The organism is Amycolatopsis thailandensis, assembly GCF_042723255.1.
GTDB lineage: Bacteria > Actinomycetota > Actinomycetes > Mycobacteriales > Pseudonocardiaceae > Amycolatopsis > Amycolatopsis thailandensis.
Genome location: NZ_JBHXJK010000059.1, coordinates 40,217 through 51,999, shown reverse-complemented (window position 1 = coordinate 51,999; position 11,783 = coordinate 40,217). Strand labels below are relative to the sequence as shown.

Sequence of the window (11,783 nt, the reverse complement as noted above, 5' to 3'; positions counted from 1 at the left end):
ATGGGTTTAATAAACAAATTAACAAAAGGGTTTTGTTGTTCTTTGTGGCTCCCCCAACGCTTGTCTCTCGCAAGACTCGATACCACCGCCAAGAGTCAGGCGGGGTCGGAAAGGATGCCGTTGATGTAGGTCCCGGGGTGCGTGGCCGCGTCCTGGCGCAGCACGGGAAGGTCCGACGGCCAGTTCGCGGTGAGCGCCTGGGTCTGGCCCGGCGGGATGGTCGTCACCCGCGTCGGCGTCCACGTGGACTCGCCCGCCGCGGGCTTCAGGACGGTGATGGTCGCGGTCGCGGTGGAACCGGCCGGAACGTCGTTGTACTTCACCCCGTTGTCGACCCGGGTCAGGTGGTACACCGGGCCGTTCGGGTCAGCGGGACCGTTCAGGTCGGCGCCGGGCACGCCGTACAGCGCGCACGTCCGGGACGACGTGTTCTTGTAGGTCAGCGGCACGTCGAGCTGCGTCGGCGAGTTCGGGGACGGCTTCGGCGAGCCGAGAGCGAGCGTCAGATCCTTTGTGGCACAACGAGGATTGTCACCCGACCCGGCAGGTTTCCCGGCGGCAGGCGGTTTCGCCGCTCCCGTTTCCTTGCCCTGCGGGGCGGGAGTGACGGAAGCCGCGGAGGTGGCGGTCGGCGCGGCGGACGTCTCCACCCCGCCGCCGCCCGCCGCCGCGGAAGACTGCGGCGCGGCCGAAGGAGTACCGGAGTTGTTGCACGCGACGACGGCGAGCACACCCGCGCAGGCCGCGATCACCTTGGCGACCTGCGCGACGTTCGTTCGAATGGATCGGTGGCTCATCGTGTTCTCCCCGCTCGCTGTGAATCATTCACCAAGCAGGATGCCCAACGGGGCCGGAAAGATGCGTCACGATGACACTGCTCTCACAAAAGCAACCCCGGCGACCGCGACACATCTTTCCCTTTAGGGCAGCGGAATCTGCCCCTTCGGTCACGCCCAGCCGAGCGCGGTGACCTCCGCCGCCGACGTCCACGGGCCGCGCCCGCCCGCCTCGGTGAGGGCACGGAAACGCACATAACGAGCTCGGGCGGGCCAGAACCGGAGTGTCTTCCGTGCGGCGTCGTCGGGGAAAACGCCCGCCGCGACGGGACTCCCCCAGGCCGAACCGTCGATGCTCAGGTAAACCTCGTAACCACCGACACGACCATGGTCGGAACCGTCCTGCCGCGGTAGGTAGTCCAGGCCGGTGACGGTGCGGGCGGCGCCCAGATCTAGCTGGAGTTCATGGGGCAGCGGGTCTTCCCCGCCGGACCACTTGGTGTGCCAATGGGTGGCAGGGTTGCCGTCGACGGCGTTCGTGGCCGCGCCCGGCTCCCCCGAGGTCTCCTGACTGTCGGCCGAGCGGACGGTGGCCGCGAGCGGCCCGGAGCCCATGACCGGGTCGCTGATGGTCTCGGCGCCCGTCTCGACGTGGCCCGCGAAGCGGCGAAGGAAACCGTCCGGCCCCTGAACGGTCAGGTCGTACCAGCCACCCATGCCGCCTTCGATGCTGAACCAGTCTTCGACCGTCGCACCGGAGGCGACCGAGTACGTCCACGGTCCGCCGCCCCGGTTGCCGGTGCGCACGGTCAGCTCGCAAGCGGCGCCGGCGTTGGTCATCTTCAGGTACACGACACCGGAACCCGGTCGCAGCACGACTTCCGGATTCGGCTTGCCCCCGGTGGTCGCGGTGATCCGGTTGCCCGCGAACCGGCGCAGGAAACCGTTGGGACCGTGCGTGGTGAGGTCGTACGCGCCGTCCGGGGAACCCACCTGCCAGTAGTCCGAGAGCGTGGCCCCGGCGCCGACGGTGTAGCGCCAGGGCCCGTCCGTTCGGTGCGCGTTGGCGTAGACGTAGAAGTGCGCGCCGGCGGATCCGGTGTTGGCGAAGTCGATCCAGAACCGCTCCGCCGTCACCCGTCCCGACGCCGTCACCTGATAGGGCAACGGCCGCGCCGTCCGGACCCCGCTCTCCGACACCGGCGGCTTCTGCACGGAAGGCGGCTGCGGCTGGGTGTTCCACGGCCCGCTCGTCGGCACCGGTTTGGTCAGCGCCGGATAGGTGGCACTCGGCGCCGTGGTGTCCAGCGCCGACGTCAGATCGCCGCAGACCGTGCGCCGCCACGGCGAGATGTTCGGTTCGGCGACGCCGCTCCAGCGTTCCAGGAACCGCAGCACGGAGGTGTGGTCGAAGACCTCCGAGCACACCTTGCCGCCGCGACTCCACGGCGAGATGACGAACATCGGTACCCGCACGCCCAGCCCGATCGGCTCGCCGGAGACGAATTCGTCGGTCGTGGCGACGGAGCTCTTGCCTTCGTCGTCGGAAACGGGCGGCGCCGGCGGCGGCATGTGGTCGAAGAAACCGCCGTCCTCGTCGTAGGTCAGCAGGAACAAGGTCTTGTCCCAGACCCCTGGCTTCGAAGCGATCGTGTCGAGGATCGACTTGACCAGGTCGGCGCCGGTGTTGGGTCCCCACGCGGGATGCTCGGTCTGCGATTCGGGCGCGACGATCCAGGACACCGACGGCAGTTTGCCCGCGTCGACATCGGCTTTGAAGGCATTCAGCAACTGCTTCGGCGCGACCCGGGCCAGACCGCGGTCGTACAGCGCACGCTCGGCGGCGGTCAAGGTCGCCACACCCGCCGCCAGCCCGTCGAGCAGCCGGGTGCGTTCGGCGGCCGAAGCCGAATCCAAGGCGTAGTAGAAGTACTCCAGCTTCGGGAAGGCCTTGCCCGCGGAGTCCTTCACTTTCGACAGCGCCTTGGTGCCCACAGCGAGGAAGCTGCTGAAATAGTCCAGCGAATTGTCGCCGTAATTGTCCCATTCCTGATAGACCCGCCAGCTGCGGCCCGCGGCCTGGAGGCGCTCGGCATAGGTCTTCCAGGTGTAGCCGGTGTGGCCCGGGTTCTGCCAGGCGGCGTTGCCGATGGCGCGGGTCGTGCCGTCCGGCTCGAAGCCGAGTTTGCCGGTGAACAGGTACATGCGGTTCGGGTTGGTGGGCCCCATTTCCGAGCAGTGGTAGGCGTCGCAGACGGTGAACGCGTCGGCAAGCTCGTGATAGAACCGCAGGGCCGAACGCGTGTGATAGGTCAGCGCGCGGACGCCCTTGGCCGCGCGCCACGCGTCGTGACGGCCCTTGTTCCACGCCCGGTGCCCGCCCGACCAGCTGTGGTCGACGTCGGCCATGAACTGGTCGTCGATCGCGTAGGGAAGCAGAGTGCCCGCGCCGTCGGGCTGCTGGAAGACCGACGCGCCCGAAGGCAGCTTGATCGCGGCCGGATCATTGAAGCCGCGTACGCCGCGCAGTGTGCCGAGATAGTGGTCGAACGACCGGTTCTCCTGCATGAAGACCACGACGTGCTCGATGACGTCGAGTCCGCCCGTCGGTGCTTCGGCGGCGAGCGCCTGCCGCACACTCTCCGGGAGCAAGGTGAAGGCGGTGGCCGCGCCAGCGGCCTTCAGCAGGGTACGACGGCGCACGGAGCCCTCCAGAAATTGCATTGAACCCGCTCAAATGTGTTCGAAACTGCACCTTTGATGCGATCTGCGAGCAGATCGAAACATAGCTGCCTGTTCGGTTCAAGGGTTCCGCCGCCGGGCTGCATGATCGGAGCAACAGGTCGCGACTTTCGGATGGTCGCCACGCCCCCGCGCAAGTCCGTGAAGGCCTCCTTGAGGGAGGTGTATTTCGGGCGTCTCGGTCCGAGACCACGGCGGCTCGCGCGACGGTGGAGGATTCGGGACGTTCAACGTCCCAAATCCTCCACCGTCGATCCCGCGCCAGAGCGAACCGCCTCCTACGCGCAGTTCAGACGTAGGTAAACAAAGTGAAGGCCTCCTTGAGGGACCCAGAGTCCCTCAAGGAGGCCTTCACGGAACAATGCACCCACGGAAAGCCGAGGTGGGGGCCGCCCCCCTTGAGCGTCCCCCACCCGGTTCACCCGGCCCGGACCGGCCGGACGTCACTCACTCCCCGTTTTCGGACCTCCCGGACGAAACGGCCAGCGAGAGCACCATGACGATCGGCCAGATCACGACCGCCAAGGAGGCGCCCCCGAGGGTGATCACCGTGACCGAGACCGCCGTCGCGATCAGCCCGCCGACAGGCGACACGTAGAAAAGCCCCAAGGGACCCGAAAAGAGCACCCACAACAACGCCGTCTTCATTGATTTGGCCGGCGGACGGGGAACCGGATACCGCCCCGGACCGAGGACCTCGTGATCGGCACCCTGATACCACCCGCCCGACACCAGCGGCGGGTGCGGCGCGAAGGAAGCCGGTCTTCGCCCGAACGCCTTGGGCGTGCGGGGATTCTCCTCGGCGGGCGAGTGGCGATGGTCCCTCGGCCGTCCCATGACACTTTCGGCACTGCGCATGACACCCTCCCCCGTCGCCGGCCCGAGGCCTGGTGAAGTCACCTCTTGCCTGGCACAATTACTGGTTGCGGTTCGAAACTTTCCGGGTCGTTCTGCCCACTGACCATGCTGACGAGTCGGGGGAGTGGCTGATGCGTCAAATGGAACACAGCGTCGAAAAGACCCCCGGGGGACCGGAGGGCCAGGATGACCGGTTCCGCCTCGGGTGAGCACACGAGCCTCGGAGCCTGGCGCCGGCTGACCCCCGCGGAACAGTCCGTTCTCCGGAGCGCGGGACATGTGAAGGTGTGGCGACCGGGCCAGATCCTCGCCCTCCAGGGCAGTCCGCCCACCAGCATGTTCGTCGTCCTGCGGGGCTGGGTGAAGATCAGCGCCACCAACTATCGCGGGGAGGACGCCCCGCTCGCCGCACGCGGCCCCGCGGAAATCGTGGGCGAACTGGCCCCGATCAGCGGGCTCCCCCGCTCCGCCACGATGTCCGCGATCGACGAAGTGCACACCCTCGTCGTACCCAAGGAGAAATTCCTCGGTGTGCTGCGCGACCGGCCTCGGATCGCCGAGGAGATCTTCCGTACCGCCGCGATCCGGCTGCAACAGTCCGACAGGTTGCGCCTCGAGTCCGGCGGGCCGGATTTCCCGCAACGCCTCGCCGCGGTGCTCGTCGAGCTGGCCCTGCAGCACGCCCTCGACTGGACGGACGCGAAACAAGTCGATCTCCGTTTCAATCAAGGGGAATTGGCCGGTTTCGCCCGGGTCTCGCGCAGCACCCTCATCCGCGGTCTCGAAGAGCTCCGGCGCCTGGGGGTGGTACGCACCGCACGTCAGCGCGTCACCATCACCCGTCCTCGCGCACTGCGGGAATTGGCCGCCGGACGTCCCCCACCGGAAGACAAGGCCTGATCGAACCCGAAATCTCGGCTATCCTTGGTCGAGGTTCAACTCTCGCAACCGTTTCACGGGGTGGAGGGAATCGGCACGATGAGTTCTTTCTCGGCAAGCACGGAACCGGACATCGAATCGGCGTTGATCGATCTCGACGATGTCTCGTTCACCGCGTTACGAGAGCTGGACGGTGAAGCGTTCCGCCGATCGGCGCACCACGTCGTGGAACGCACCACCCACGTCCGCGCCCGCTACAGAAGCGGATCCAACGGGGCCGGAGAGCGCATCGACTGATGCCGCCACCGGCCGGGTCCCACCCCACGTTCCACCGCTTGTCGTGGCGGGACTTCGACGCACTGGCACGTTTTGAAGGCGAAGAGGACATGGTTCGTCGGCTGCGCCGAGCCGAGCGAAGCCGCCGCAAACTGCTGATCCACACGTTGCTGACCGAGGCGGCGAAGACCCCGGATCACTCGGGTCCCCTGCCGCCACTGGATTCCGCGTGGGAACTTCTCGCACGTGCGGAAGCGCGAGCACCCCGGGCCGTGAACCGGTTGCTCACCAATCCCTACACCGGCAGCTGGGCGGGCTACACGACTCGCTTGATCCGCAACGGAATCGACGGCGTCAGTCCTTTGTGGATGCATCTCGGGCACGCGCACGCGATAGCGGCCGCGGCGGCGATCCGGGCGGAGCTCGACTTCGAGACCACCATCCCGGCCTGGCACGGCAACGCCATGCTCCCTTCCCTCGGCATGGCCGGATTCCCCGGCAGCCCGACGTTTTCCTCGGTCATCGTGCGAGGTATGAACGGCCGGTACTCCGCGTCGGACGACCGAACGACGGTCCGTTTGCCGGACGCGCCCGACTCCGACGCCCCGGGCTGGCGGGGAATCCGGCGAGTGCGGAGCCAGGTCGGCGCACACCGGTTCTCGTTGTGGCTGGACGATCTCGATCCCTACCGCGGACTCTACGAGCCGGTCCCGCCGGAACGATTGCCGGGCAAGGATCTGGCGGATTGGCAACGGCTGATCGACGAGGCCTGCCGCCTGATCGCCGCCCACCTGCCCGGCCTGGCACGCATCATGCCAGTGGGATTGGCTTCCCTGGTGCCGAAACCTCAGGTGCTCTTCCGGAATCCGAGCGCGTCGACCGGGGAGGCGTTCGGCAGCGCGGTGATCGGCCTGCCCGCCGACGGCGCTTCCCTCGCCGAGAGCCTGATCCACGAATTCCAGCACATCGTGCTCGGCGGGCTGCTGCACCTCGTCGAACTATACGAGCCGGACCCCCGGGAACGGATCTACGTCTCTTGGCGGGATGATCCGCGGCCCCTGAGCGGTGCTCTGCAAGGGGTTTACGCCTTTTTCGGGGTGACCGCGTTCTGGCGTGCGCTGCTACAGGCCGAGCGATGCCCACGACGCTCCGGCTTCGAATTCGCCTTCTGGCGCGAGCAGACTTGGCGGACCTTGCGCGTCCTGCGCGAGGACGCGACCCTGACCGCTGCTGGACAGCGATTCCTCGACGACATCGCCGAACGCCTCGGCCCCTGGCAGTCCGAGCCCGTACCGAAGGAGGCGGGCGAACTGGCCGCCGCCGCGGGGCTGGATCACCTCGCGGGCTGGCGGGCCCGCCATCTGCGGCCGGATCCGTCCGTGGTCGCCGAACTGGCCGAAGCCTGGCTGGACGGGCGACAAAGGCCGCCTGTACTCCGCGACACCGCGGAACTCTCGCCGACCCCCGTGCCGGACGGAAGCTGGTCCCACGCGAGGACCGATCTGATCCGGCTGTCCGTCGGCGGCGCGCCACCGGCCTCCGACGGGCGGGCGCCGACGGTACCCGGCGCCACCGCCGCTGATTCCGCTTACACGGCAGGCGATTTCCTCGAAGCCATCGAGGGCTATCGACAGGAACTCGCCACGGATCCCGACCGTCCGAACTCTCTCGTCGGGCTGGGGCTTTCGCTGTCCGCGCGGGGCCCTCACCCCGCCGCCCGCGCCTTGCTGCACTGCCCCGAACTCGTCCGCGCGGTGCACCGGCTTGTGCGATCCGCTCCACGATCGCCGACCGTGGAGCAGATCGCCGCTTGGATCGGCCAGCTCGTCCCGGGCTGAGCTACATCAGCATCGGGTCGATGTCGCAGTCGGCACGGGCACCGCGGCCCGCCGCCTGGGTTCCCGGGTGAGCTTCGCCGAGGACCTGGCGATACTTCACCAGGATCGGGTCGCGGAACGGTGCCGCTTCCTCGTCCCGGCCGAGAGCCGCCAGATCCAGTCCGAGGTTGAACGTCGCCGCCAGCACCGTGGGGTGATCCTCCCCCAACGCCTGCTTCCCGCGTTCGACCGCGTCCCGTCCCAGTTCGATCGCCCTCTCGAATTCGCCCAAGGCCGACAGGTCACTCGCCAGATTGATCGTGACGATGACGGCGTAGGGATGGTCCGGGCCGATGGTGGCACGGAACTGCTCGAGAGCGCGCTCGTCGAGTTCACGAGAGGACCCCGGGTCGCCCATGAGTCGCATCGTCACCGCGAGGTCGGCATTGGCGGCGAGGGCGTGCGGATGGTGTTCACCGAGGCCACGCCGGTACCGTTCGAAGACTTCTTCTCCCAGCTTTTTGGCCGCCGCCAGATCGCCCGAGTGACGAAGATCGATCGAATGGGCGAGAGCACAGCCCATGGTGACGGAGTGGTCGTCACCGTAGAAGAGCCGGAACCTCCTGAGTGCTTCCGTGGACAGGCTGAGAGCGCCCGGGTGATCGCCGTCCTTCCGCCTCGCCACCGAAAGCAGGAACGCGTTGGTCGTCGCGTCCGATTGATCCGCACCGAAGCGGGCGTAGAAGTTCTCGGTGAGCCTTTCCTGCTGAACCCGGGCCTGGCCGTAATCCCCCGCCTCGCGCAGGTCGACGATCAGGGAGCTGTTGACACCGAAGGTGCGGACGTGGTCGCGGCCGAGGACTTCGATCCGACGGCGGAGGGTGTCCTGGTCCAGTTCCGCGGCCTCCCGGTAGGCACCCGCAAGCCGGAGACTGATCGCGTGCTGGTACGCGGCGTTCAGCGTCTCCGGGTCATCCTCGCCGAACATGCGCTTGGACTTGTGGTAGATCTCTTCGCTCAGTTTGGTCGCCGCCGCGAAGTCGCCCTGTGCCCGGAGGTCGATCGTGATGTTCCGCTGAAGTGCGAAAGTCTCTTCGTTCTCTTCGCCGGACACCTGAAGACGCAACGCGAGGGTGCGCTGATTGAGTTCCGCGGCCTCGGAGTACCGGCCGATCGCCCACAGGTAAAGCCCCAGTCTCGACGAGACTTCCAGCGTCTGGGGATGGGTGGGGCCAAGGCTGTCGGTGAGCCGCTGCCGCGCTTCGAGACCGAGCCGGGCCGCCTCTTCATGGTCGCCGTACTCGAACAGGTACCGCATCAGGTTGATGTGGAGCTGACGCGGCCAGTCGTCGTCGCAATTGAGCACGTTCGCCGCGTAGGCGTGCGGCAGCAACTCGCGATAACGCGACCAGTGCCTGCTGGACTCGGGGTCGTTCGGGTCCAGCGCGGCGAGCAACTGGTGGGCACCGTGCTGCATCCGCGCGTGTACCTGACGGGCCATGACCCGGTTGCGCAGCACCAGCTGGACCAGACGGTGCAGCTGGAGGGTGTTGTTGCCGTGGTCGATCTTCGCGAGGCCGTACCGGTTGATGTCACGGATGGCGCGGGCCAGTTTGATCGGATCGCGCAGCGCGGCGTCGAGCTCCGGGGAGATCGACACTCGGCTGACCCCGGTGAGCAGGTCACGCGAGATCGGTTCGGGCGAGAAGAAAGCACAGATGTGCAGGATCTGATGCGCCGCCGGGTTACGGGTCTTCAGTTCCTCGAACGACACGTTCCACGCCGCGGCGACGGAAACCTCGTTGTCGGGCGCCGAGGCGGTGTCGAGGATTTCCTCGACCGACTCGTCGAACAGCCGCAGGTATTCCTGCACCGGCATCCCGGTCACCGCACGCCAGGCCGCCGCCTGTTCGACGGCCAAGGGGAGGTCGCCGAGTTTTTCGGCGAGCTGGTCGGCGTCGGCCGGATCGATCTCCGGGCCGCGACGGCCGAGCAACTCGACGCTTTCCTCGCGTTTGAAGACCGCCAGCTCCAGTGGTCGCGCGATGCCGGCCCAGTCGGAGTTCCGTGAGGTGATCAGGATTTCGCCCGGACCGTTGCGCGGGAAGAACGGCAGCACACTTTCCGGGCTCTCCGCGGCGTCGAACACCAGCAGCCAGCGACGGAACGGCCGTCCGGTCCGGAGCGCCTCGATCACCGCGGGAACGGCGATGTTCGCCTCGGACGCGCCTTGCAGTCCGAGGAGCCCGGCGAGTTCGGTGAGGCCGGCACGGATCTGTGTGGTGTGCGCGGCGTCGATCCACCAGACGAGGTCGTAATCCTGAAGGTGCCGATAGATGTACTCGGCGGCCATCTGGGTCTTGCCGATACCGCCGAGACCGTGCAACGCCGAGGGGAGCACCGCGGTGGTACCGCTGCTCAACCGCTTGGTGAGCTGATCGAGCAGCTCGTCACGACCGGTGAAGTTCGGGTTGCGGGGCGGGACGTTCCCGAATACCAGGGGCGGATCGTCAGGCTGGCGGTCCGGGAAGGTCCGAGTCGTTTCCGAGGCGCCGGGATGGACGATCCTGGTCGTCGGCTCGTTCGATTCGGGTTCACCGAGATAGGACGAGCGCCCCTGCGTCGCCGACGTCAAAGCAGGTGGACGTTCGACCGTTTCGGGCATGTCTGGGCTCACAGTCTTAGTGGGTGTCTTGATCGTTACAGGAACGGATACGACGTGGCCCTCGTATTGCACCGCGTTCCGCAGACGGTCAGCCCGGGACAGGTACGGGCCGGAAAGCGCGCGCATCAGCACACTTTCCAGTTCCACATCGGCCGAGGACTCGACGGTGAGCTCCGGATCCGGCGTGTTGTTCGGGTCGGCGATGGCGTCTCGGAGGTGACCGAGCAGCGGAATCCGGCCACCGAAATGGGTGGCGGCCACCCGGACGACCTTGGCCGTTTCCGACCGCCGCGCGCCACTGAGCAGCAATTCTCGGACTGCCTCGGGAAAAGCAAAGACCCCACCTGTGTCCCAAGTGGACTTCCCCTCCCTGAGTCCGGGAGCGTACATGATCCCCGAAAGGAGAAGTTCGAGGAGGTGCTCAAGTCTCGCTTCCGGCACGAACCGCTGTCCCACCAGTTTAGCCACATCGAGACGGACAGGCACCGCCGCGAGTAACTGCGCCAAGCGTAGCGCCGGCGGCGACGCGACACTGCGGAATCTGTGCACTCTTTCGACTGGTGACAAAGTTACCGGCGGGTCATCGGAATCGGACTGGGAAATCCGTTCCGTGGTGAGCACCACCGTTCCTTCGGCGGCGGCGTCGTTTTCGCCGGTCATCAGCCCGGCCCACCAGCCCAGGGCCTGCGGCCGCAGTTCGAGCACCGGCACCGGAACGACGTGACCGGGCACTTCCGCGCCGGGTTCGAGCCAGGCGTCCGCGAGGTCGCACACCCACCGACCGTTGGGAGCCAACACGTTCGGCACCCGCAACCGGGCCTTGTGCGGGTTCATGCCGCACCGGCCCCACAGCCATTCCGGGAGCAGGTGCACGATGCTGACCGGCATCTTCCTGCCCCATCGCGCCAGCATCGGATACAGCGCGTCTTTCTTTTGCCAGGCGTCCCCGACACCGTCTGTCAGCAGTAATACCACCCGCCGCCCCGACGAATCCATGATCTCGTCCGGGTCGCGGGCGGGCGCGCCGGACGTGCCACCGCGAAGAACGAGATCCTCCTGGTCGTTGTCCTTCGCGGTTTCCAACAGGCGGACCTGAATGGTGCGGAATGCACCCACTTGCCGCAGTAATTCGACAAAAGCCGACACCCGGGGTCGCCACAAAGCCATCGACGGACCGTTGTCGAGGACGAGCGTCAGGTCCAGCCAGCGCTCTTTCCTCGTTCGGGTGACAGGCCACCACCGACCGGTCTCCGCGGCCCGGACGGCGGTCGCCACTTCGTCCAGGACCACATTGTTGTGTCGCAGCGAGACCCTTTCCCGTTTCAAGGTTCTCAGCGCGCGAAAGTAGGCCAGTGACTCCAAGAGGACGGCGCCGCCCTGCCCCGTGCCGTCCACCGCGGGTTCGGGCAGCTCACCGTGGACGGCCTCGATCTCGACGACCCCGGCGTCCCCCTGATCCGGTGACGACGCGCCCGGCGTTGTCTCGTCCCACAACGTGGACTGCCGCGACCTGGGCGGTTCGGGGATTTCCCCGCGCTCCGAGGGCGAATTGCGAATCCGCACGTCTTCGGTCGGCGGCTCCTCGGTGGAAGAGGGCTCGGCGCTCGCGTGCCGCGGCGCGATGGCCGCCGCCAGCCACACCATGTCCGCGACGTCGGTCCAGTTCAGGTCCTCGAATTCGAGTCTCCCGGCCCGCTGGGGAAAACCGGTCCTCGGCCGCTCCGCCACCGGGGAGGAACGCGAGTCGGAGGCACCGCCCGGCCCGTCCAT

General features: G+C 67.3%; 7 protein-coding genes. 3 read left to right on the top strand and 4 right to left on the bottom strand.

Translation table 11 applies throughout. The annotated features are described in order from the left end of the window. Positions 1-95: 95 nt before the first annotated feature. The 3 genes from ACFWMR_RS23545 to ACFWMR_RS23535 all read right to left on the bottom strand — a co-directional run bounded on the left by ACFWMR_RS23545 (position 96) and on the right by ACFWMR_RS23535 (position 4,376). Positions 96-797, bottom strand: coding sequence for a DUF4232 domain-containing protein (locus ACFWMR_RS23545; RefSeq protein ID WP_378379916.1), 702 nt, complete (start codon positions 795-797; stop codon positions 96-98). Positions 798-947: 150 nt separating this feature from the next. After that, the gene (locus ACFWMR_RS23540) at positions 948-3,479 is read right to left on the bottom strand and encodes a phosphocholine-specific phospholipase C (protein ID WP_378379915.1); all 2,532 of its coding nucleotides are present in this window, start codon (positions 3,477-3,479) and stop codon (positions 948-950) included. A 486-nt stretch (positions 3,480-3,965) separates the two neighbouring features. Then, complete coding sequence (locus tag ACFWMR_RS23535; RefSeq protein WP_378379914.1) at positions 3,966-4,376, bottom strand: hypothetical protein; 411 nt, start codon at positions 4,374-4,376, stop codon at positions 3,966-3,968. A gap of 186 nt (positions 4,377-4,562) precedes the next feature. On the opposite strand from ACFWMR_RS23535, the gene ACFWMR_RS23530 reads away from it, so the two are divergent. The 3 genes from ACFWMR_RS23530 (at position 4,563) to ACFWMR_RS23520 (ending at position 7,369) form a co-directional block, all read left to right on the top strand. After that, positions 4,563-5,276, top strand: a complete 714-nt coding sequence (locus ACFWMR_RS23530; RefSeq protein ID WP_378379913.1) for a Crp/Fnr family transcriptional regulator — start codon at positions 4,563-4,565, stop codon at positions 5,274-5,276. A 78-nt stretch (positions 5,277-5,354) separates the two neighbouring features. Continuing rightward, entirely contained in the window at positions 5,355-5,552 is a 198-nt protein-coding gene (locus tag ACFWMR_RS23525; RefSeq protein WP_378379912.1) for a hypothetical protein, read from the top strand. Between the two features lie 89 nt (positions 5,553-5,641). Further along, positions 5,642-7,369, top strand: a complete 1,728-nt coding sequence (locus ACFWMR_RS23520) for an aKG-HExxH-type peptide beta-hydroxylase (RefSeq protein WP_378379911.1) — start codon at positions 5,642-5,644, stop codon at positions 7,367-7,369. Between the two features lies 1 nt (position 7,370). On the opposite strand, the gene fxsT is transcribed toward ACFWMR_RS23520, so the two are convergent. After that, the gene (fxsT, locus tag ACFWMR_RS23515; protein ID WP_378379910.1) at positions 7,371-11,783 is read right to left on the bottom strand and encodes an FxSxx-COOH system tetratricopeptide repeat protein; all 4,413 of its coding nucleotides are present in this window, start codon (positions 11,781-11,783) and stop codon (positions 7,371-7,373) included.

What these genes read in the sequence shown, in the direction of transcription:
- ACFWMR_RS23530 (WP_378379913.1), top strand. Translation starts at nt 4,563, where the DNA reads ATGACCGGTTCCGCCTCGGGTGAGCACACGAGCCTCGGAGCCTGGCGC.
- ACFWMR_RS23520 (WP_378379911.1), top strand. Translation starts at nt 5,642, where the DNA reads ATGGTTCGTCGGCTGCGCCGAGCCGAGCGAAGCCGCCGCAAACTGCTG.
- ACFWMR_RS23545 (WP_378379916.1), bottom strand. Translation starts at nt 797, where the DNA reads ATGAGCCACCGATCCATTCGAACGAACGTCGCGCAGGTCGCCAAGGTG.
- ACFWMR_RS23535 (WP_378379914.1), bottom strand. Translation starts at nt 4,376, where the DNA reads ATGCGCAGTGCCGAAAGTGTCATGGGACGGCCGAGGGACCATCGCCAC.
- ACFWMR_RS23525 (WP_378379912.1), top strand. Translation starts at nt 5,355, where the DNA reads ATGAGTTCTTTCTCGGCAAGCACGGAACCGGACATCGAATCGGCGTTG.
- fxsT (WP_378379910.1), bottom strand. Translation starts at nt 11,783, where the DNA reads ATGGACGGGCCGGGCGGTGCCTCCGACTCGCGTTCCTCCCCGGTGGCG.